This window comes from Streptomyces flavotricini (genome assembly GCF_020639365.1).
Taxonomy (GTDB): domain Bacteria; phylum Actinomycetota; class Actinomycetes; order Streptomycetales; family Streptomycetaceae; genus Streptomyces; species Streptomyces flavotricini.
The window spans coordinates 1,249,176-1,269,188 of sequence record NZ_JAINUL010000001.1 but is presented as its reverse complement, the minus strand read 5'-3'; the positions used below and the strand labels follow the sequence as shown (position 1 = coordinate 1,269,188).

Genomic DNA, 20,013 nt, shown 5'->3' with positions numbered 1-20,013 from the left:
CGACGGGAGCCCCGAGCACCCCCGTCGCCCGCGAACGGCCGGTGTGGGCGGGAGCGCGGCTGCCGTCACGCTGGTGCGGACTCCTCCGGCGGATCCTCCAGGAGGCTCCTCCGCAGGGTCGTCAGCGTCCGGTTGAGCAGCCGCGAGACGTGCATCTGCGACAGCCCCAGCCGTTCGCCGATCTCGGACTGCGTCAGCCCGTCGCCGAAGCGCAGCGAGAGCAGCGTGCGCTCCCGCTCGGGCAACTCGGCCAGCAGCGGTTTCAGCGACTCCAGGCACTCGATCGTGTCGTACGCCGCCTCCTCCGCGCCCAGCGAGGGCCGGTCGGTGTACGCGTTGTGGTCGCCGTCGTCCTGCGCCGGTGCGTCCAGGGAGCGCGCGGAGTACGCGTGCGCCGCCTTCTGTCCCTCCACGAGCTCCTCGGGCGTGACGTGCAGCCGCCCCGCCAGCTCGGCGTCCGTGGGCTCGCGGCCCAAGTCCTGCTCCAGCGTGTCGTGCGCCTTCGCGGCGTCGATCCGCAGCTCCTGGAGCCGCCGGGGCACCTTGACGGCCCAGCTGGTGTCGCGGAAGAACCGCTTGATCTCGCCGACGATGGTCGGCATCGCGAAGGTCGTGAACTCCACCCCCCGCGCCGGGTCGAACCGGTTGATCGCCTTGATCAGGCCGATCGTCCCGACCTGGACGATGTCCTCCATCGGCTCGCTCCGGCCGCGGAAACGGCGGGCGGCGTACTTCACCAGGCTGAGATTGAGCTCGACCAGGGTGTTGCGCACGTACGAGTACGCCGGGCTCCCCTCGTTCAGGCGCCGCAGGCGGTGGAACAGGGCCCCCGACAGCGCCCGGGCCTCGCCGGTGCTCACACTCAGCGTGTCCTGCGGAATGCCTTCGATGACCTCTGCGTACGGCATGTCGGCTCCTCCGACGGGTGGTCGCGCCGCCTCGGATGCGGCACGGCCGTCTCGTGAGCTGTCCTCGGTAGATATACCCCCTCCCGGGCGGGCTGAAGCCGCTCATGGGGGAAGGGCAGCTCAGAGCCCTGCTTCCGGGGACCGCAGCGACTGCCGGACCGCCCACACCACCGAGACCAGCGGTACCGCGACCACCGCGCCCAGCACGCCCGCGGCGATGGCACCAGCGACCACCGACAGGGCCACGACCACCGGATGCAGCTGCACCGCCCAGCTCATCAGCATCGGATGCAGCAGATGCCCCTCGATCTGTCCGATGATCACGATCAGGGCGACCACGAGCGCGGCGACCAGCGGCCCCTTGGCCGCCAGCGCGACCACCACGGCCACCGCGAGGGCGACGGGGGAGCCGATCAGCGGGACGAACGCGGCGAAGAACTCCAGCAGCGCGAGCGGCACCGCCAGCGGAACGCCCAGGGCGTACAGCGCCACGCCCACCAGGACGGCGTTCGTCGCGGCCACCAGCACGATCCCGTGGGTGTACCCGGTGAACGTCCGCCAGGCGGCCCGCCCCGCGACCGAGACGCGCTGCTGCGCCCCCTTCGGGAACTGGGAGCACACCCAGCGCCACTGCCGGTCACCGGAGTAGATGAAGAAGACCGAGCAGAACACCGACAGCGCCACCACGGTCAGGGCCTGCACCAGCCGCCCGGCGCCGCTCACGGCCGTGCTGAGCAGGCTCGTGCGATGGCTGGAGAGGTAGTCGCCGATCCGGTCCCGCAGATCGCTCAGCGCATGCGGGCTCAGCCGCAGCGGCGGGCGCTCCAGCAAGGGCTCCAACCGGTCCAGGCCCGCCCGGAACTCCGCCACCAGCGAATCCCACTCCGCGGCGACCGTCTCCCCGACGAAGGCGAGCGCCCCCAGGGCGAGCACGACGCTGCCGAGGAGCGAGCAGGCCACTGCGAGGGATCGGGGGATCCATCGGGCCAGGAGATCGGCCACCGGGCGGAGCAGCGCGGTACCGACCAGTCCGAGGAAGACGGCCACGGCGAGCTCGTGGAACCGTCCCAGCACCATGAACACCGTGTACACGACCGCGCCGACCGCCAGCAGCCGCCAGCAGTACGCCGCGGCCGTCCGCAGCAGGGGCGACACGGACGGGTACGGCCGGTCGACCGGCCGCCCGCCCGGCCGGCGGCCGCGGGCCAGGGCGCGCCGGGCGGCCACCCGCGAACGCGGGGCCCCCGTGCGCGCCACGTCCGGGCGGGACGCCTGCCGGCCTGCGGATCGCCTGGTCATGTACCGCCTCTGCCGCTGGCCCGATGGTGCGTTTCCCTGTGAACTGCCACGCTGGAGTCGGCAGCCCACGAACCCGGAGCCAGATTCCCCCGAAGGAAGCGCCGAACGCCCCGCCCGCAGCGGGGGCCGCCGCCCCTGCATGAGGCGGCCCCCGCCGGGCATGCGCAGGACCCGGGAGACCACCGGCGGACCGCCGCCGTGGGTGCCGGACCTTCAGAACTCTAGGCAGGAGTCCGACGCGAATGATCACGGTCGGGGTCGAGGAGGAGTACGTCCTGCTGGATCCGGTCACCCATCTGCCCGTGTCCCGGGCGGAGGAGGTGCGGATCGCGGCCGGGCTCGGGCCGTTCGTGGACGCCGGCGAGGTGCAGAACGAGCTGCTCCAGGCCCAGATCGAGGTCGCCACACCCGTGTGCACGGACCTGGAAGAGGTCGCCGGCCACCTGCTGCGGCTGCGGCACGCGGTCGGCTCCGCCGCCGAGGAGCACGGCTGCCTCCTCGCCGCCTCCGCCACGGCCCCGCTGCGGGACGCGGTGCCGGTACCGGTCACCCGCAAGCCCCGCTACCTCCGGATGCAGGAGGAAGCCCGCCGCCTCGTCGACGAGCAGCTGATCAACGGCATGCACGTGCACGTGGGGGTGCCCGACCGGGAGATGGGCGTGGCGGTCCTCAACCGGTTGCGCGTCTGGCTGCCGACCCTGCTGGCCATGTCGGCGAACTCGCCGCTGTGGGACGGGCGCGACACGGGATTCGCCAGCTGGCGCACGATCGTCTTCGGCCGCTGGCCGGTCAGCGGCCCCCCGCCGTCCTTCCGTACGCTCGCGGACTACGAGGAGCGCGCCGACGCGCTGGTGGAGACGGGCCTGATCGCCGACCGGGGCCAGCTCTACTGGCAGGCCAGACTCTCCGAGCGCTACCCCACGCTGGAGGTGCGCTGTCTGGACGTACAGCTGGACGCCACCGACGCGGTGCTGCTCACCGGGATCGTCCGCGCGCTGGTCAGCACCGCGATCGCCGAGGAGAAGGCGGGAGTCCGGTCCGTCAGCTGCCCGCCCGAGCTGCTCCAGGCGGCCGTGTGGCACGCGGCCCGGCACGGCCTGGACGGCGTGCTGATGGACCCGCAGGGCTCCCGGCGCAGCGCCGGCGACGTGCTGTGGCTGCTGATGCGGCACATCACGCCCGCCCTGGAGGAGGCGGGGGACCAGCGCGAGGTCGGCGCCCTGCTGCACCGGCTGCTCCAGGAGGGCACGCCCGCGGACCGCCAGCGCCGGGCGCTCGCGGACGGCGGGATGGCCGCCCTCACCGATCTGATCACCGGGCAGGGCGCCGGGAGCGGCCGCTGAGCAGGCCGGGACGCAGACGGAGATGCGCCGGGCCGAGGTGCGGGGCGACGGCCCCGAAGGGACGATGGGCGGGACGAGGGATGGAGCGTGCGGTGGAGATTTCTACGAGGGAGGTCTTCGGCGCGCCGTGCTGGGTCAGCCTGATGGCCCGGGATCTCCAGGGAACCCAGCAGTTCTACGGCGCGGTCCTCGGCTGGAAGTTCCGGCCCGCCCGGCTGGGCGAGGGCTGGACCGTCGCCCACCTGGACGGGGTGCCGGTGGCCGGGATCGGCACCCTGACGGCAGACCTGCCGGTCGCCGCGGCGTGGACCCCGTACTTCGCCGTCGACGACGCCGACGAGGCCGCGGACCGGATCCGCGAGCGCAGCGGCACCGTAGCGGTCGGCCCGGTCTCCTTCCCCTCCGGTGGCCGCGGTGCGCTGGTCGCCGACCGGGACGGCGCGGTCTTCGGGATCTGGGCGGGGGGCGTGTCCGCCGACTGGCGCGTGGGCCGCGGTCCGGCGCCCGCCTGGCTGGAGCTGCGCACCCGGGACGCCTTCGAGGCGGCGATCTTCTACGGCGGGGTGCTGGAGTGGGCCACCGGCCGCCCCGGGTGCTGCGAGGTCTCGTACGAGGACGACCAGGTCGTGCTGCGACAGGCGGGCGAACCCGTCGCCCGCCTGAACGGCGGGATCACCGAGGCCTCGGCGCACGCACCGGAGTCCAGACCCCGCTGGCACGTCTACTTCCGCGTCCCGGACCTCGACGAGGCCATCGAGGCGGCCGCGGCCTCCGGCGGTGCGACGCTGTCGACGATCCTGTCGAGCGCCACCGACCGCTGGGTCAACCTCCGCGATCCGGAGGGCGCCATGTTCACGCTCACCACGGCCCACCCGGACCCCGGGACCCCCTGATCACGCCCCGTCATCGAGCCGGAACGCCTCCGCCGCGGTCACCGGATCGCCCACCGCGACCCCGTGCAGGACGTGCGCCAGGACCTCCGCGCCGCGCACGACCCGCGGGCCCGGCCGGTTGAAGTACGCCGGCCCGTCCAGCACCCACACCTCCCCGGCCCGTACCGCGGGCAGCTCCGCCCAGCCCCGCAGCGAGGTCAGCAGCTCCCGCTCCCGTACGGTGCGCTCCGGACCGAACCCGCAGGGCAGCAGGAGCAGCACGTCCGGGCGGGCCGCCCGGACCGCCTCCCACTCCATGGGCCGGGTGTGCTCGCCCGGCGCGCCGATCAGCGCCTCGCCCCCCGCGGCCGCGATCTGCTCCGGCACCCAGTGCCCGGCGGGCCAGAGGGGATCCAGCCACTCGATGGCGACCACCCGCGGCCGCGCCCGGCCCGCCGTCCGGGCCCGTACGGCCTCCAGCCGGGCGGCGAGCGCGGCCCGGCGCTCCGTCGCGGCCTCCCGTACGCCCAGCAGTTCGCCGACGGTGACCAGGCAGTCCAGTACGTCGCCCAGGGTGCGCGGTTCGAGGCTGAGCACGCGGGGCCCGCCGTCCAGCACGCGCACCGCCCGGCTCACCCCCGCGTACGAGACCGCGCAGACGTCGCACAGGTCCTGGGTCAGTACCACGTCGGGCGCGAGGGCGCCGAGCGCCCCGGCGTCGAGCGTGTAAAGGGAGGACCCGCTGTGCGCGGCCCCGCCGACCGCCTCCGAGATCTCCCGGCTGCTCAGCGCGTCCGAGGAGAACTCGGCGGCGGTCACCACCGGCACCCCGGCCACGGCGTCCGGCGGCCAGTCGCACTCGTGCGTACGGCCCACCAGATCGGCGGCAAGACCGAGCTCGGCCACGATGTCGGTGGCGGCGGGAAGCAGGGAGACGATGCGCATGCCCCGAGCCTAGGACGTGTCGTGTCGATCGGGCCGGTCAGACCTGGGCGGCTCCGCCGTCCACGAACAGCTCGATGCCCGTGACGTAGCTGCTCTCCTCCGAGGCGAGGAAGAGGGCCGCCGCGGCCACTTCCTCCGGGCGCCCGGTCCGGCCCAGCGGGACCCCGGAGGTGACCTCCTCCAGGATCGCGGCGGGCGCCCGTGACAGCGCCGGTGTGTCGATCGGGCCCGGACTGAGCGCGTTCACCCGGATCCCGCGCCCCGCGAGCTCCAGAGCCATGCTGCGCGCCATCGACCGGACTGCCGCCTTCGTGGCGCCGTAGACGCCGAAGCGGGTGGAGCCCGACGAGCCCGCGGTCGAACCGACCAGGATGACCGAACCGCGCTCCCCGAACAGCGGCAGCGCCCGCTGCACGGTGAAGAAGGTCGCGCGGAAGTTCAGGTCCGAGACGATGTCGAACTGCTCCTCGGTGAACTCGGCGACGCCACCCGCCTTCCCACCGCCCGCGTTGGTCACCAGGACGTCGATCGGCCTGCCTTCGGCCGCGACCGCCGCGTACAGCCGCTCCAGGTCCGCAGACCGGGTGACATCGCCGGGCACTCCGGCCGCGGAGCTCCCCAATTCCTCGACCGCCTTGGCGAGTTCGACCTCTCGACGCCCCGTGACGAACACCCGGGCGCCCTCTCGTACGAACCGGTGCGCCGTCGCCAGTCCGATGCCGGCGGACCCGCCCGTGATCACCGCGACCTTGCCGTCGAGCTGTCCCATGAGCGCAGAGGGTCGGGCAGCGCCCTCGGGAAGTCAAGGCACGGGCGCCGTCCACCCGTTTTGGGCCGGCTGGCCCACCGGGCTCGCGGGCCGCGGCCGCACGGTGTCCGCTGGCAGGGTGAAGCAGGTGCTCCCCCTGCCCGGCCGCCGGTGGTGGACGGGGCTCCCCCCGGCCGCGGGCGCCGCCGTCATGGCCGCCGGCATCCTTTCCGTCGGCCTTCACCTGACTGGTTTCGACGGGCTGTCCCTGGCCGCGCTGGTCATCTCCACCGCGCTGTGGCTCGTACTCGCCGCCGATTTCACCACCCGGCTCGTGGCCGACCGTGGCCGCTTCGAGGCCGAGGCCGACACCCCGGCCGCGCTGACGGCCGTGGCCGCCACGACCGTGCTCGGCACACGGATCTCGCTGATGGGCCGACAGGGCGCCGCGGCCGCCCTGCTCGTGCTGGCGGCGGTGCTCTGGCCCGGACTGCTCATCGCCGTCGTACGGCACTGGAAACGGCGGATGCCCGGCGCCGCGTTCCTCGTCTGCGTCGCCACCCAGGGACTCGCCGTCCTGGCGGCGACCCTGGCCCCCGCCGTCCACCGCGACTGGCTCGCCCGGGCGGCGCTCGGCGCCTTCTGCCTGGGACTTCTGCTGTACGCGGTCGCCCTCGTACGCTTCGACTTCCGCGAGGTGCTGCGGGGCGCGGGCGACCACTGGGTGGCGGGCGGCGCGCTCGCCATCTCGGCGCTGGCCGGATCGAAGCTCACGGCGTCACCCCTGTGGACCGGTCCGGTGCACACGGCGCTGCGCATCGTCACGCTGGTGACGCTCGTCCTGTCCCTCGGCTGGTACGTGCTCCTGCTCGCCGCGGAGCTGCGCCAGTGGCGGCCGCACTACGACATCCGGCGCTGGGCGACCGTCTTCCCCCTGGGGATGACGGCCACCGCCTGCCTCTCGGCGGCCGCCCCCACCGGGGTGGGCTGGCTGCGCCCGCTGGGCGAGGTGCTCCTGTGGATCGCGGTGGGCGCCTGGCTGCTGACCTTCGCGGCCTTCGTCGCCACCCGCCCCGGCAGGCGCGCTCACCACCCCTGACGCGCCGCTCACCTGACGGCTTCGCGACGCGGTCCCCGGCACCTGACGAACTGCTCCCGGCACCCTGCGCGCGCCCGCTCGGGTCATTGGAGGGTGGCCGCGCGAGCTTCCCCCGTTCCGCACTTCAGCCGAGGAGCCCTGAGCAGAACCGTGAGGACCCCACCGAGGGCCATGAGCCTGACGCCGGCCGCGTACCTGCTCCGCCAGGTCAGTGGCCGGGCATGAGGAGGTCGGCGGTCACGCCGACCGCTCGCGTGCGGCGCGGCCGCGCGGGGACCGCCGCGCGCTTGCAGCCGTGCGCGGGCCGGGCGCCGGACGCACCGCCGGGGCCGCGCCGGGGGCCGGACGCACCGCCGGGGCCGCGCCCGCCGGGCACGCGGCGGCGGACCTGAAGAACGCACCGGGCGCCTCCACCTCGTCGTCGTCCTCGCGGCAGCCGCGGTGACACGGCGCGATGTCACCGTGCCTGGCCTGAGGTCCGGCAGGGCGGTGATCACCGTCCCCGGTCGCGGGGCCGGCGGCGAACACCGGCACGCCGCTCGCCGGCGCCCGTCACGATCCACGACGGCCCGGCGGCGCCGTGATCTCCCGCCCCGCGACGACCGGATCGCCACGGCCCTCCCCGGCCCCGGCACACTCCGCCGGCTCTTCTCGAACGCACGACCAACACAAAGGATGTGAACCACAGATGGCGAACATACTCATCGCCGGCGGAGGCATCGGCGGACTCGCCGCGGCGCTCGGGCTCGCGGGCCGCGGTCACCGGGTGACCGTTCTGGAGCGCAGGGAGGAGTTCACCGAACTCGGCGCGGGCATCCAGCTCGGCCCCAACGCCTTCCACGCGCTCGACCTGCTCGGCGTGGGCGCACAGGTCCGCGACCGTGCGGTCTACATCGACGAACTGCGGCTCATGGACGGCACCACGGACGAGCCGATCGCCTCGATGCCGCTGACCTGCGACTACCGCACCCGCTTCGGCAATCCGTACGCGGTCGTGCAGCGCTGCGACGTGTACGAGCCGCTGCTCGAAGGCTGCCGCAGACACCCGCGGATCGAACTGCGCGGCGGCAGATCGGTGGTGGGCTACGAGCAGCGCGGCCAGGGCTCGGGCGAGGTGACCGCCGTACTGGCCGACGGAGAGCGGCTCACCGGGGCGGCGCTGATCGGAGCCGACGGCATCCGCTCGGCGGTACGGCGCCAGCTGGTCGGCGACGGGGAACCGAGGATCTCCGGGCACACGATCTACCGCACGGTGGTCCCGGTGGAGCAGGTGCCGCAAGAGCTGCGGTGGAACACCGTGACCTTGTGGGCGGGCCCCAAGTGGCACTTCGTCCACTATCCGATCGGCGGCGGCGCGTTCCTGAACCTGGCCGCGACACGGGACGACGGCACGCAGGTGGCCGTCGTCGGCCGACCGGCCGAACGCGAGCACGTGCTCGCCACGTTCCCGGAGCTGGGCGAGACGGCGCGGCGGCTGCTGGAGCTCGGCCGGGACTGGAAGTCATGGGTGCTGTGCGACCGCGATCCGGTCGACGTGTGGACCGACGGGCGCGTGGCGCTGCTCGGCGACGCGGCGCACCCGATGCTGCAGTACGCGGCCCAGGGCGCCTGCCAGGCGCTGGAGGACGCGGTGGTCCTCGCCGAGTCGCTGGACTGCTGCGAGGACACCGTCGTCCAGCGGCTGGAGAAGTACAGCGCGGCGCGCCGCGAGCGCACGGCCCGGACCCAGCTGGTCGCCCGTGAGATCGGCCGCCGGCTGTACCACCCGGCGGGCGAGCTGGCACGCGAGCGCAACGCGCTGCTGACCTCCCTTTCGGCCGAGGAGATGTACGACGAGGTCGCCTGGCTCCACGGGGCGGACTTCGTCTGAGGAGGCCGCACGCCACACGGCCGCGCGGGCACGGCAGAGGGGCGGTCACCGGTCCGGACCGGTGACCGCCCCGACGGGTCGCGGCGGTGGCGCCCCGACGGGTTCAGCGGCGCCGGCGCACCAGCGCCGACACCGCGCCCGCGAGGAGCGATCCGGCGACGGGAGCGAGCAGGTAGACCCACAGCAGGCCGGTCGTACCGGAGACGAGGGCCGGCCCGAACTGCCGCGCGGGGTTCCCGCCGCCACCGGAGTACGGCCCGAGGAAGACGATGACGGCCGCGACACAGGCGCCCATGACGGGCGGCAGCAGGCGCAGCAGCGCCGGGCGGGTCCCGGACCAGGCCACGATCAGCATCATCGCGGTCATGGACCCCGCCTCGGCCAGGAACACGGGGCCGGCGCCCCAGCCGGGCCCCGGGGCCAGCGCGGCGTCGCCGACCGCCGCGGCCGCGTCGCCCCACACGAGCCGCGCCAGCGCGGCCCCGCACAGGGAGCCGGCCAGCTGCGCCGCGACGAACGGCAGCACCGCCTTGCCGGGGAAGACGCGCAGCAGCCACAGGCCGACGCTGACCGCGGGATTGAGGTGACCGGCGGTCTCCCGGCGCATGGACGGCCCGAGCACGGCAGTGACGACCGCGCCGACCAGCAGCCCCATCACCACCAGTTGGCCGCGCGGGGCGGGCACCAGGCCGGAGAGCGGGGAGCCGGGTCCCGCCATCCAGCGGGCGGCCGTGACCACGGTGAACAGCATGCCGGTGGTGAGCGCGAACTCGTGGACCGCGGTCACCAGGAGGGAAGGCGGGCGCCCGGGCGCGCGTAGGGGATGCCTTGCGGCCGGGGAATCGATGTCGAGAGGCGTGGGCGTCACTCCATGGAATGTGCGTCCGCGCACGCGCCGCGGCAATCGCCGGGAGAGCCCTGTGTCAGGTCGGCGCGCCGCCCCGGTCCCCGGGCTCCCCGAGCCCCCCGGCTCCGGTGGCCACCTGACGGAGTGGGCCGCTCCGGCTGGACCCGGGGCCCGCGTCGCTGAACACTCTGGGCACTCGGCCAAGAACACCTGGTCGCCTGGTCCTTCCCCCTTCATCGAGAGGAACCGATCACCTATGTGCGGCCTTGCCGGATGGGTCAGCTTTCAGCGCGATCTGACGGCGCACTCGGACACCGCGTCGGCCATGACGTGCACCATGGAGTGCCGCGGCCCGGATGCGGGCGGTCTGTGGACCTCACCCCGTGCGATACTCGGCCACCGCCGCCTGGCGATCATCGACCTGGAGGGCGGCGGGCAGCCCATGGCCGCCGCCGAGAACGACGACACGCAGCCGGTCATCACCTACACCGGCGAGGTCTACAACTTCCGGGAGCTGCGCGAGGAACTGCGCGCGCTCGGGCACGAGTTCCGCTCCTCCAGCGACACCGAGGTCGTCCTGCGCTCCTACCTGGAGTGGGGCGCCGACTTCGCGGAGCGCCTCAACGGCATCTACGCCTTCGCGATCTGGGACCCGCGCACCGAGGAACTGCTCCTCGTCCGCGACCGGATGGGCGTCAAGCCGCTCTACTACTACCCGACCGCCGACGGCGTGCTCTTCGGCTCCGAGGCGAAGGCGATCCTCGCCCACCCCGAGGTCGAGGCCGTGGTCGACCCCGAGGGGCTGAAGGAGATCTTCAGCATCGTCAAGACCCCCGGACACGCGGTCTTCCGCGGCATGAACGAGGTCGTCCCCGCCACGACCGTGCGCTTCACCCGCGAGGGCCGGAGCACCACGAAGTACTGGGAGCTCAAGGCCGCGCCGCACACCGACGACCTCGACACGACGATCGCCACCGTCCGCGATCTGCTCGAGGACATCGTCGAGCGCCAGCTCGTCGCGGACGTCACCGTCGGCACGCTGCTCTCCGGAGGCCTCGACTCCAGCGCCGTGACCGCGCTCGCCGCCAAGGCCCTCGCCGAGCAGGGCGTCGAACAGCCCCTGCGCGCCTTCTCCGTGGACTTCACCGGCCACGACAACCGCTTCGAAACCAACATGCAGTGGGCCGACCCGGACACCCCGTTCGCGGTCGAGGTCGCGGAGCGCGTCGGCGCCGAGCACATCATCGTCGAGCTCGACAACGAGGACATCCTCGACCCCGAGGTGCGCGCCACCGTGCTGCGCGCCCAGGACCTGCCGGTCTCCACCGGCGACATGGAGTTCTCGCTGCTCATCCTGTGCCGTGCGCTGAAGGAGCGGATGACCGTGGCGCTCTCCGGTGAGGCGGCGGACGAACTCTTCGGCGGCTACACCTGGTTCCACGACAAGGAAGCCGTCGAGCTGGACAGCTTCCCCTGGCACCACCCCTTCGAGAAGCTCGGCGGCATCGGCGCGCTGCGCGACGTCGGCCTGTGGGACAGGCTCGGGCTCACCGAGTACGTGAAGGACCGCTACACCCAGGCCCTGGAGGAGGTGCCCCGGCTGGAGGGCGAGAGCGGCCTCGAGGAGCGGATGCGCGAGAGGACGTACCTCAACCTCACCCGCTGGGAGAACTTCCTGCTGGACCGCAAGGACCGCATGAGCATGGCGGCCAGCCTGGAGGTGCGCGTTCCCTTCACCGACCACCGCCTCGTCGAGTACGTGTACAACACTCCGTGGGCGATGAAGAGCTTCGACGGCCGGGAGAAGAGCCTGCTGCGCGCGGCGATGCGCGGAGTCCTGCCCGACACGGTGCTCGACCGCAAGAAGAACCCGTACCCCTCCACCCAGGACCGCCGGTACGAGATCGCCCTGCGCGAGCAGGTCGAAGGCATCCTCGTCGAGGGCGCCCCGGTGTTCCGGCTCGTCTCGGAGGCGGACATCCGCAAGCTGCTCGACCGGCCGGTCGGCTCCTACGCCGTCGGCGGCCCCTGGAGCGCCCGCGCCGTGCTGGAGCGGCTCATCGAATTCAACACCTGGGTGACCGAATACGACGTCCGCGTCGAGCTCTGAGGAGGATTTGACATGGTGACCACTACAGACAACCCGACGGTGACCGTCTGGTCGGACGTCGGCTGCCCCTGGGCGACCCTCTCCCTGCAGACGCTGCGCGCCGCGGCCCGGCGCCGGTCCCTGCCGCTGCTCATCGACCACCGGGCCTTCCCGCTGGAGCTGTTCAACCGCGAGCCCACCCCCAAGTTCATCGTGGACCCGGAGATCATGGCGATCGCCGCCCGTCTGCCCGAGCTCGGCTGGCGCATGTGGGACGGCCCGGCGCACACCTACCCGGTGACGACCCTGCCGGCCCTCGAAGCCATCCAGGCCGCGAAGGACCCCGCCATAGGCGGGCTGCGGGGCAGCGACGAGCTGGACGAGGCGCTGCGGCGGGCGTTCTACACCGACAGCAAGTGCATCAGCGTCCACGCGGTGATCCTCGACCTCGCCGAGCAGTGCGAGCACGTCGACGCCAAGGCGCTGGCGGACGCACTGGCCCGGGGCAGCGGACGGGCCGAGGTGTACGCACAGTGGCGGACCGCCGAAGGGCCGCAGATCCAGGGCAGCCCGCACCTGTTCGCCGAGGGCGGCTACGCCTCGCACAACCCCGGCGCCACGTTCACGTGGACGGGGTCCCCCTACGAGGGCGGCCTCCCGCGACTGGACGACTACAGCACCGCCTGGGCCGACGAGCTGCTCGACGCGGTGCACGGGCAGGGCTGAGCGGTCGGCCCGGTCACCGACCGGTCCGCCCCCCGGCATCACGGCGGCCCCGCCCCCGTCGGAGGACGGTGGCGGGGCTCCGCCGCCCTCAGGGCGCCCGCCAGGGCGATCCCGAGGAGCAGGACGGCCGCCAGTGCCAGGGCCCAGCGCGATCCGTGGTGGATCGTCAGCAGACCGCCCGCCAGGGCGCCGCAGAACAGGACCGCCACCGAGACCGCCCGCCGTACGCTGGCCCGGTCCCACGGGTCGGCGGCCAGACCCGTCAGCGTCCGGGTGACCACGGTGGTGGTCAGATCGGGCACGCCCAGCCGGAGCACGACGGCGTTCTGCAGGCCCATGCCGAGCGCGAGCAGTCCCACGACCGGCAGCGCCCCGGCCCCGCCCGCCGACAGGGCGAGCGCCCCGGCCACCAAAGCAGCCTGCGCCGACACCAGCGGCGCGAACGTCCGCGCGGGCTCCCGGCCGCGGCGCAGCCGTCCGGCGGCGGTCGCCCCGGCGAGGAAGGCGCCGAGCGCCAGCAGGGAGGCGGTGGCCGACAGCTGGCGGTCCCCGGCGAGCGCGAACCCGAGGAAGGCCACATTGCCGGTCATGTTCGCGACGAAGGTGTGGTCGAGCCCGAGGTAGCTCACCGCGTCGACCACCCCGCTCACGAAGGTCAGCGCGACCAGCAGGGCCGGCAGCACCCCGTGCGGCCCGCTCCCGCCCCGCGGCCCCGGGGGGAAGAGCAGCCCGGCCAGCCGGTGCAGGATCCCGCGCCGGGCGGCGCCGGCCGTCACCGGGCCGGGCCCGGCGCCCCGGGCCCGTCCCCGGCCTGGGCCACCACGTGGAATTCCCCCGTCGACTCGACGGACGTCCGCAGTCCCCTGCGGACGACGGGTTCGTCGTCGGCGATGACCACCCGCCCCACATGGCCGAATTCCATGCGCCAACCTCGTTCCGAAAGGGACTTCCGGCGCAAACCGTACCCGCCGAACGAGCGGCATCGACCGAACGCCCCGTCATCCCGGGACGCCTTCCGCGGCGACTGTCAGTGGCCCTCAGTAGGGTCCCCTCCATGGCATACACGTTCCAGGTGACCGTCGATTCCGCCGCCCCGCACCGCCTCGCCGACTGGTGGGCCGAGGCCCTCGGCTGGGAAGTGGAGCCCACCGACGAGGAATTCATCCGCAGGATGGTCGCCGAGGGCCAGGCCCGCGAAGAGGACACCACCACCCACCGCGGAGCCCTCGTCTGGAAGGCCGGGGCCGCCATCCGCCACCCCGAGGGGATCGAGCGCGCACCCCGCGTCCTCTTCCAGTTCGTCCCCGAGCCCAAGACGGTCAAGAACCGTGTCCACCTTGACGTCCGCACCGGCTCCGACGACCCGCGGGAAGTCGTCGAGCGGCTGATCGCCAAGGGCGCCCGGCACCTCCACGACGCCAGCCAGGGCCCGTACACCTGGACCACGCTCACCGATCCCGAGGGCAATGAACTCTGCGTCTCGCACTGATCCACGGGACACCCCCTAAGGGCGGTCCCGTAATCCCCGGCGGGCGCCCTTAGGCTGCCCATGTGAACGTCCTCCTCTTCGGCGGAACCGGAATGATCGGTCGGGGTGTGCTGCGCGAATGCCTGCGCGACGACTCCGTCACGGCCGTGCTCTGCGTGGGCCGCACCCCGCTCGGCGTCTCCCACCCCAAGCTGCGCGAACGCATCCAGGACGACCCGTCCGACCTCTGCGCCCCGGACCTGGACCTGGCCTCCTTCGACGCCTGCTTCTTCTGCCTCGGCGTCTCCGCCGTCGGCATGAAGGAGCAGGAGTACCGCCGCGTCACCCACGACCTCACCCTCGCCGCGGCCCGCCCGCTCGCCGCCGCCAACCCGCGCCTGACCTTCGCGTACGTCTCCGGCGAGGGAACCGACAGCACCGAGCAGAGCCGCACGATGTGGGCCCGCGTCAAGGGGGAGACCGAGAACGACCTGCTCCAGCTGCCCTTCCGGGCCTACATGTTCCGCCCCGGTCTGGTGCAGCCCGTCCGCGGCATGCCCTCCAAGACCCTCCTCTACCGCGTCGGCTACGTGCTCACCGCACCGCTCTTCCCGCTGCTGCGCCGCATCGCGCCGAACCTCGTCACCACCACCGAGGCCCTGGGCCGCGCGATGATCGCCGTCGCCACGCCCGACGCCGGCGTCCGCACCCGGATCCTGCGGCCCCAGGACATCAACCGGCTGGGCCAGAGCCCTCCGGACCAGCGATAATTCGGTACCGGGCCACCCCTCCCGCACGCGAGAATGAGCCATCTCGAACCGGGAGGAACCCATGGGCCAGAACCAGGCCTACCCGACCCTGCACGACCTGCTGCCGCAGCAGGAGCTGGCGGCCGCCATCGACGCCGGGCACGTCACCCGCAAGTCGCACCCCGAACTGCCGCTGTCCATCTACACGTACACGCGGACGGCACAGTACGAGCAGGTGTGGAACCGGGTGACGATGCGCTGCCGCGGACTCGTCGCCGACGACGCCACCGGCGCGATCGTCGCGCTGCCGCTGCCGAAGTTCTTCAACGTCGGCGAGCACGAGGCCGGCCGGCCGTACGCACCGGCCCTGCCCGACGAGCCGTTCGAGGTGTACGACAAGGTCGACGGCAGCCTCGCGGTGGTCTTCCACTACGCGGGACGCTGGCGCGTCGCGTCCAAGGGATCCTTCATCAGCACCCAGGCCACCTGGGGCCAGCGCCACCTCGACGGCCGCGACACCTCGGCCCTCGTCCCCGGTGTGACCTACCTCGCCGAGATCCTGTACCCGCAGAACCGTATCGTCGTCGACTACGGCGACCGCCGGGACCTGGTGCTCCTCGCCGCGTTCGGCCAGGACGCCACCGAGGTCCCGCTCGCCGAGGCGGCCGGCCACTGGCAGGGCATCGGGTCCGTCGTCACGGTGTGGCCCGCCATGCCGCTCGCCGAACTGAAGGCGCTGGCCGAGTCGAACACCCTGCCCGGCGGTGAGAACGCCGCGGGCACCGACGCCGAGGGCTTCGTGCTGCGGTTCGCCTCCGGCGTGCGCGCGAAGGCCAAGCTGTCCGAGTACGTACGCCTCCACAAGCTGGTCACCGGAGTCACCGAGCGCGACATCTGGCGCGCCCACGGCGTCGAGCGGTTCGCCGGCCTGCCCGCCAAGGAGCTGGCGCAGGGCCTGAACTGCACCGCCGCCGACATCGAGGCCTCGGGCGGCAAGCCGCTCGAGACGCTGCTGCAGCACGTGCCCGACGAGTTCGACGCCTGGGTGCGCGCGGTGGTCGCGGGCCTCGAGGACGCGGCGTCGCGGCGCGAGCGCGCGATCGACGAGGCGTACGCGGACCTCGCCCACCTGGCGGGCGACCGGGGCGCGTTCGCGCGCGCCGCCAACGCCCTGCCCGAGCGCTGGATCCGCGCCGCGATGTTCCTGCGCCTGGACGGCCGGTCCACCGAGCTCGTCGTATGGCGGCACGTGCGGCCGGAGGCGTCCGACCCCTTCACCACCGATGAGGAGAACTGACCAGTGTCCGAAGACCCCGCCCGCCCCGTCGTCCACGTCATGACGGGATTGCCGGCCTCCGGGAAGACGACGGCCGCGCGCGCCCTGCAGGCCGAGTCCGCGGGCCGGATGCGCCGCGTCAACCTGGACGACCTGCGGGCCATGCTCGACCTGCCCGACCCGGAGCGCGGACGCTCGTACCGGCACGAGCAGACCGTCCTGGCCGTGCAGGACGCGGCGGTGCGCGCGGCCGTGGAGGACGGCTTCGACGTGGTCGTCGACAACACGCACCTGACCTCGCACATCCCCAAGCGGCTCAAGGCGGCGGTGGCCGGGCGCGCGACGTTCGTGGTGCACGACTTCACCGACGTGCCGGTCGAGGAGTGCCTGCGCCGGGACGCCGCGCGGGAGCGGCCGGTCGGCGAGGAGATCATCCGGATATTGAACGACAAGCGCATGAGCGCCAAGAAGGGCGGCTGGCGGCTCACCGCGGAGTGGCTGAACGACCAGCCCGTGGTCGAGCCGTACGTGGCCGACCCGGCGCTGCCCTCCGCGGTGATGTGCGACATCGACGGCACCCTCGCGCTCACCGGCGACCGCAGCCCGTACGACTTCTCGCGCTGCGAGATCGACGCGCTGAACGAGCCGGTGCGGTACGCGCTGGACGCCTTCCGGCGCGCCGACGGCGACACCATCGTGCTGCTGTCCGGGCGCGGCGAGGAGCACCGGCCGCAGACGGAGGCCTGGCTGCGCCGGCACGCGGTGCCCTACGACGAGCTGTGGATGCGACCGCCCGGCGACACGCGCCGCGACGACGTGGTGAAGGCGGAGCTGTTCGACGCGCACGTACGCCACCGGTACGCGGTGCGGGTCTCCCTGGACGACCGGGACCGGGTGGTCGCGGTCTGGCGCCGGATGGGCCTGCCGACCTGGCAGGTCAACTACGGCGACTTCTGAGCGCGGACGGCTGCCGGGCCGCCCCATACTGGGGTCATGAGCGTGTTGATCGTGGACGGCGCGAACGTCGTCGGCTCCGTACCGGACGGCTGGTGGCGGGACCGGCGGGGCGCGGCCGAGCGTCTGCGCGACCGCCTCGCGGAGCGGGACCCGGCCGGGGGCGGGGAGATCGAGGGGATCGGGCCGGTCGAGGAGATCGTCCTCGTCGTCGAGGGTGCGGCCCGGGGCGTCGAGTCCGTGCCCGGAGTACGGGTGGACCCGGCGCCCGGGAGCGGCGACGACCGGATCGTGGAGCTGGCGGCCGCCTACGCGGAGCGCGGCTGCGTCGTGGTCACGGCGGACCGGGAACTGCGCGAGCGGGTCCGGGCGCAGGGTGCGCGGTGCGTCGGGCCGCGCACCGTACGCCCGGTGGGCTGACCGGCGGCGGGACCCGCCGCCCGGCGCGGTGGCCGGAAGGTCAGTCGCACCACTTCACGTGGTTGAGGTTCTTCACGTAACGGGCGGTGATCCAGGCCTTCTTGCGCTCCTTGCCGTCCTTGCCCTCCATCGCGTCCGCCGCGTTCTCCATGCCCTGGGAGGCCTCCTCGCCCGAGACCCCCGGCTGGGCCACGGGCTGCCGGCCGTCCTTCTCCTTGACGTGGAGGAGGTACCAGATGTCGTTGCCGTCCACCTTCTCGCCGCGCACCTTGCACACGATGGCGACCTTGTGGTCGGGCTTCACGTGCCCCACGGACTTCGAACGGCTGGTCGGCTTGGAGCGGAGCGACAGCGGTCCGCGCGAGACGACCTTGCCGACGGAGTACTCCCGCCCCTCGTAGGTGCCGGCCTGGTCGCCGTCCGGCTCGAGAACGACCAGCTCCTGCGACGGGCCGTCGGCCATCGGACCCTCGTCCGCGACGGCGGCGCCCGCGCCGACCCCGCCGAGCACCAGGCTTGCGGCGGTGAGGGCGAGGATGGTCCTGGTGGGCTTCCGCATGTGCAGGCTCCTCTGCGAAGACATCCGCCCGGCCGCGGTGAGTCGCCGGCCGGGGCGGCAGCCAGTCGGCTGCCACGGTCGACTATGGCGAGGGCGGGTCGAAGGGCCCGGATGACTCACCGCCGCTTAGCCCGAAATGCCCAATGAGTGACATCGGCTCCAGAGGTCGGGTCATCGGGACGCCGTGCGGTCCTGGCATCCGTTCGAGGGACTCCCGTGGCCCGTACATCTGGCTGTCATTTCCGTCATGCACATCGACAACGGCAGGGTGGCCGGCGCGATTCCGGGTGCGCTGTGGGCCAAGAGCGGTGCCGGCGGGGGCAACGGCAACTGCCTGGAGGTCGCCGCCCTCGCGAGCGGCGGCGTGGCAGAACTCGCGCTTTCCCAGACAGGCCGGCGCTCGTGTTCACCACCGCGGAGATCGCGGCGTTCCTCCGCGGCGCCAAAGACGCGGAATTCGATCACCTGACCGGATGACGGTCCGGTACGGGCCAGAACGTGAGGGGTGGGCCGATGGGCAGCGATCGGGTCCGGGCGGCCGCCGACCGCCTGCTGGGGCGGGAACTGCGCAGGTGCCGTGAGGCCAGGGGCCTCACCCTGCGGCAGGTGGCACCGGGCATCCCCGATTTCCTCAAGCGCCTCATCCAGGGGGAGGGCGACGCCGAGGAGATCTGCGTCTACGAGAACCTCGTCGTCCCCGGCATCCTCCAGACCCCCGCCTACGCCCGCCACATGGTGCGGGCGGTCCTGCCCGGCGCCGACCACGAGGAGGTCGACCGGGTCGTCGAACTGCGCGCCGAACGGCAGCTGCGGCTGATGAACCGCCCGCTGCCCCGGGTGACAGCCCTGTTGGAGGAAGGCGTACTGCACCGCCGCTGCGGGGACGCCGCCGTGATGGACGAGCAGCTGACCCACCTGCTGCGGGCCAGGGAGACCGGCAAGGTGAGGCTCCGCATCCTCCCGATGGCCCGTCCGTACGGGGCCGCACCGCCCTACCCGATCACCCACCTGAGGGTCCGCGAAGGGGAGCACGCCGAGCTGGCGTACGTGGAGCACATCAACGGCGCGAACTACGTGACCAGACCGCGGGCCCGGACGACTACCGCAGCACCCTCGCGAACCTGCGCGGCGCGGCGGCCTCCCACGACGAGAGCCTCGCCCTGATCCTCGCGGTGCGGCGCCGGTTCGGCTCCGCAGGGACCCGGGTCGGCTGAGCGGCCGGTGGCCGGTGGCCGGATCGGGCCCCCTCCGGATGCGCGGCCCCGCGCCCGCCGCCAGAGTGGTTGCCATGGGAATCGAAGATTACAGCGGCGGCCCGGGCGTCCAGCAGACCGGCGTCCTGGTCGTGACGACGAACGACGTTCCCGGGTACCGGGTCGAGCGGGTCATCGGCGAGGTCTTCGGCCTCACCGTCCGCTCCCGCCACCTCGGCAGCCAGATCGGCGCGGGCCTGAAGTCGATGATCGGCGGCGAGCTGAAGGGCCTGACCAAGACCCTGGTGGAGACCCGCAACCAGGCCATGGAACGGCTCATCGAAGCGACCAAGGCCCGCGGCGGGAACGCGATCCTGATGATGCGCTTCGACGTCACCGAGGCCGCCGACGTCGGGACCGAGGTGTGCGCGTACGGGACGGCCGTGGTGATCAGCCCCGTCGCCTCCTGATTCCCCATCCCCGCCCATCCCCCCATCCTCTTCGTCCACTTCCGTAAGTCCAGGACGGCGCTCTGCTTTGTCCATGGGCCTGCGGCGGCGCGGTCCGCAAGCTGACAGGTCAGTGAGCGGACCGCGGGCTCCGTGCCGTGCGGTCTTCCGCCCAGGAAGCACCGACCCCCGGAGGCCC

Annotated in this window: 22 protein-coding genes; 14 read left to right on the top strand and 8 right to left on the bottom strand. The window is 73.2% G+C overall.

All coding sequences use genetic code 11. From position 1 onward, the window contains the following. Positions 1 to 65 precede the first annotated feature (65 nt). Together K7B10_RS06075 and K7B10_RS06070 are read right to left on the bottom strand one after the other, a co-directional pair. Complete coding sequence (locus tag K7B10_RS06075) at positions 66 to 908, bottom strand: RNA polymerase sigma factor SigF (RefSeq protein WP_229334908.1); 843 nt, start codon at positions 906 to 908, stop codon at positions 66 to 68. Positions 909 to 1,028: 120 nt separating this feature from the next. Further along, positions 1,029 to 2,207: an AI-2E family transporter gene (locus tag K7B10_RS06070; RefSeq protein WP_229334907.1), complete on the bottom strand. Its 1,179-nt coding sequence runs from the start codon at positions 2,205 to 2,207 to the stop codon at positions 1,029 to 1,031. 242 nt (positions 2,208 to 2,449) lie between these two features. Here K7B10_RS06070 and K7B10_RS06065 point away from each other — a divergent pair, with 242 nt between their 5' ends. Both K7B10_RS06065 and K7B10_RS06060 read left to right on the top strand, forming a co-directional pair. Then, positions 2,450 to 3,550, top strand: a complete 1,101-nt coding sequence (locus K7B10_RS06065) for a carboxylate-amine ligase (RefSeq protein ID WP_229334906.1) — start codon at positions 2,450 to 2,452, stop codon at positions 3,548 to 3,550. 143 nt (positions 3,551 to 3,693) lie between these two features. Continuing rightward, on the top strand, positions 3,694 to 4,443 hold the full coding sequence (locus K7B10_RS06060; protein WP_229344800.1) for a VOC family protein: 750 nt from the start codon (positions 3,694 to 3,696) through the stop codon (positions 4,441 to 4,443). Here the strand turns inward: K7B10_RS06060 and K7B10_RS06055 are convergent, their stop codons facing one another. Next, positions 4,444 to 5,367 (bottom strand): cobalamin-binding protein, encoded by a 924-nt coding sequence (locus K7B10_RS06055; protein WP_229334905.1) that lies wholly within the window; start codon positions 5,365 to 5,367, stop codon positions 4,444 to 4,446. A 37-nt stretch (positions 5,368 to 5,404) separates the two neighbouring features. Continuing rightward, positions 5,405 to 6,136 carry an SDR family NAD(P)-dependent oxidoreductase gene (locus K7B10_RS06050; RefSeq protein WP_229334904.1) on the bottom strand — a complete coding sequence of 244 codons (732 nt, stop codon included), beginning with the start codon at positions 6,134 to 6,136 and terminating at the stop codon, positions 5,405 to 5,407. A gap of 118 nt (positions 6,137 to 6,254) precedes the next feature. On the opposite strand from K7B10_RS06050, the gene K7B10_RS06045 reads away from it, so the two are divergent. Beyond that, the gene (locus tag K7B10_RS06045; protein ID WP_308284532.1) at positions 6,255 to 7,214 is read left to right on the top strand and encodes a tellurite resistance/C4-dicarboxylate transporter family protein; all 960 of its coding nucleotides are present in this window, start codon (positions 6,255 to 6,257) and stop codon (positions 7,212 to 7,214) included. 688 nt (positions 7,215 to 7,902) lie between these two features. Next, entirely contained in the window at positions 7,903 to 9,084 is a 1,182-nt protein-coding gene (locus K7B10_RS06040; protein WP_229334903.1) for a 3-hydroxybenzoate 6-monooxygenase, read from the top strand. Positions 9,085 to 9,187: 103 nt separating this feature from the next. Here the strand turns inward: K7B10_RS06040 and K7B10_RS06035 are convergent, their stop codons facing one another. After that, on the bottom strand, positions 9,188 to 9,871 hold the full coding sequence (locus tag K7B10_RS06035) for an aquaporin (RefSeq protein WP_229334902.1): 684 nt from the start codon (positions 9,869 to 9,871) through the stop codon (positions 9,188 to 9,190). Between the two features lie 316 nt (positions 9,872 to 10,187). On the opposite strand from K7B10_RS06035, the gene asnB reads away from it, so the two are divergent. Continuing rightward, entirely contained in the window at positions 10,188 to 12,041 is a 1,854-nt protein-coding gene (gene asnB, locus K7B10_RS06030) for an asparagine synthase (glutamine-hydrolyzing) (protein ID WP_229334901.1), read from the top strand. 12 nt (positions 12,042 to 12,053) lie between these two features. Beyond that, positions 12,054 to 12,746, top strand: coding sequence for a DsbA family oxidoreductase (locus K7B10_RS06025; protein WP_229334900.1), 693 nt, complete (start codon positions 12,054 to 12,056; stop codon positions 12,744 to 12,746). Between the two features lie 38 nt (positions 12,747 to 12,784). On the opposite strand, the gene K7B10_RS06020 is transcribed toward K7B10_RS06025, so the two are convergent. Further along, positions 12,785 to 13,522 (bottom strand): YoaK family protein, encoded by a 738-nt coding sequence (locus K7B10_RS06020; protein ID WP_229334899.1) that lies wholly within the window; start codon positions 13,520 to 13,522, stop codon positions 12,785 to 12,787. Next, the gene (locus K7B10_RS06015; protein WP_229334898.1) at positions 13,519 to 13,668 is read right to left on the bottom strand and encodes a helix-turn-helix domain-containing protein; all 150 of its coding nucleotides are present in this window, start codon (positions 13,666 to 13,668) and stop codon (positions 13,519 to 13,521) included. The genes K7B10_RS06020 and K7B10_RS06015 overlap by 4 nt, the downstream gene beginning before the upstream one ends. A 132-nt stretch (positions 13,669 to 13,800) precedes the next feature. Between K7B10_RS06015 and K7B10_RS06010 the strand changes: the two genes are divergently transcribed. The 5 genes from K7B10_RS06010 to K7B10_RS05990 all read left to right on the top strand — a co-directional run bounded on the left by K7B10_RS06010 (position 13,801) and on the right by K7B10_RS05990 (position 17,613). After that, positions 13,801 to 14,235, top strand: a complete 435-nt coding sequence (locus K7B10_RS06010; RefSeq protein ID WP_229334897.1) for a VOC family protein — start codon at positions 13,801 to 13,803, stop codon at positions 14,233 to 14,235. Positions 14,236 to 14,297: 62 nt separating this feature from the next. Then, positions 14,298 to 14,984 carry a Rossmann-fold NAD(P)-binding domain-containing protein gene (locus K7B10_RS06005; RefSeq protein ID WP_229334896.1) on the top strand — a complete coding sequence of 229 codons (687 nt, stop codon included), beginning with the start codon at positions 14,298 to 14,300 and terminating at the stop codon, positions 14,982 to 14,984. Between the two features lie 61 nt (positions 14,985 to 15,045). Continuing rightward, the gene (locus K7B10_RS06000) at positions 15,046 to 16,260 is read left to right on the top strand and encodes an RNA ligase (RefSeq protein WP_229334895.1); all 1,215 of its coding nucleotides are present in this window, start codon (positions 15,046 to 15,048) and stop codon (positions 16,258 to 16,260) included. 3 nt (positions 16,261 to 16,263) lie between these two features. Then, a complete protein-coding gene (locus tag K7B10_RS05995) occupies positions 16,264 to 17,196 on the top strand; it encodes a phosphatase domain-containing protein (RefSeq protein WP_229334894.1) in 933 nt (310 codons plus the stop codon). A 36-nt stretch (positions 17,197 to 17,232) separates the two neighbouring features. Further along, positions 17,233 to 17,613 carry a PIN domain-containing protein gene (locus K7B10_RS05990; RefSeq protein WP_229334893.1) on the top strand — a complete coding sequence of 127 codons (381 nt, stop codon included), beginning with the start codon at positions 17,233 to 17,235 and terminating at the stop codon, positions 17,611 to 17,613. A gap of 40 nt (positions 17,614 to 17,653) precedes the next feature. Here the strand turns inward: K7B10_RS05990 and K7B10_RS05985 are convergent, their stop codons facing one another. Further along, positions 17,654 to 18,172 (bottom strand): hypothetical protein, encoded by a 519-nt coding sequence (locus K7B10_RS05985; protein ID WP_229334892.1) that lies wholly within the window; start codon positions 18,170 to 18,172, stop codon positions 17,654 to 17,656. A 247-nt stretch (positions 18,173 to 18,419) separates the two neighbouring features. Between K7B10_RS05985 and K7B10_RS05980 the strand changes: the two genes are divergently transcribed. The 3 genes from K7B10_RS05980 to K7B10_RS05970 all read left to right on the top strand — a co-directional run bounded on the left by K7B10_RS05980 (position 18,420) and on the right by K7B10_RS05970 (position 19,835). Next, positions 18,420 to 18,641 carry a hypothetical protein gene (locus tag K7B10_RS05980; RefSeq protein ID WP_372481376.1) on the top strand — a complete coding sequence of 74 codons (222 nt, stop codon included), beginning with the start codon at positions 18,420 to 18,422 and terminating at the stop codon, positions 18,639 to 18,641. A gap of 44 nt (positions 18,642 to 18,685) precedes the next feature. Continuing rightward, positions 18,686 to 19,336, top strand: a complete 651-nt coding sequence (locus K7B10_RS05975; RefSeq protein WP_229334891.1) for a DUF5753 domain-containing protein — start codon at positions 18,686 to 18,688, stop codon at positions 19,334 to 19,336. A gap of 124 nt (positions 19,337 to 19,460) precedes the next feature. Beyond that, positions 19,461 to 19,835, top strand: a complete 375-nt coding sequence (locus K7B10_RS05970) for a YbjQ family protein (protein WP_229334890.1) — start codon at positions 19,461 to 19,463, stop codon at positions 19,833 to 19,835. Positions 19,836 to 20,013: the final 178 nt, after the last annotated feature.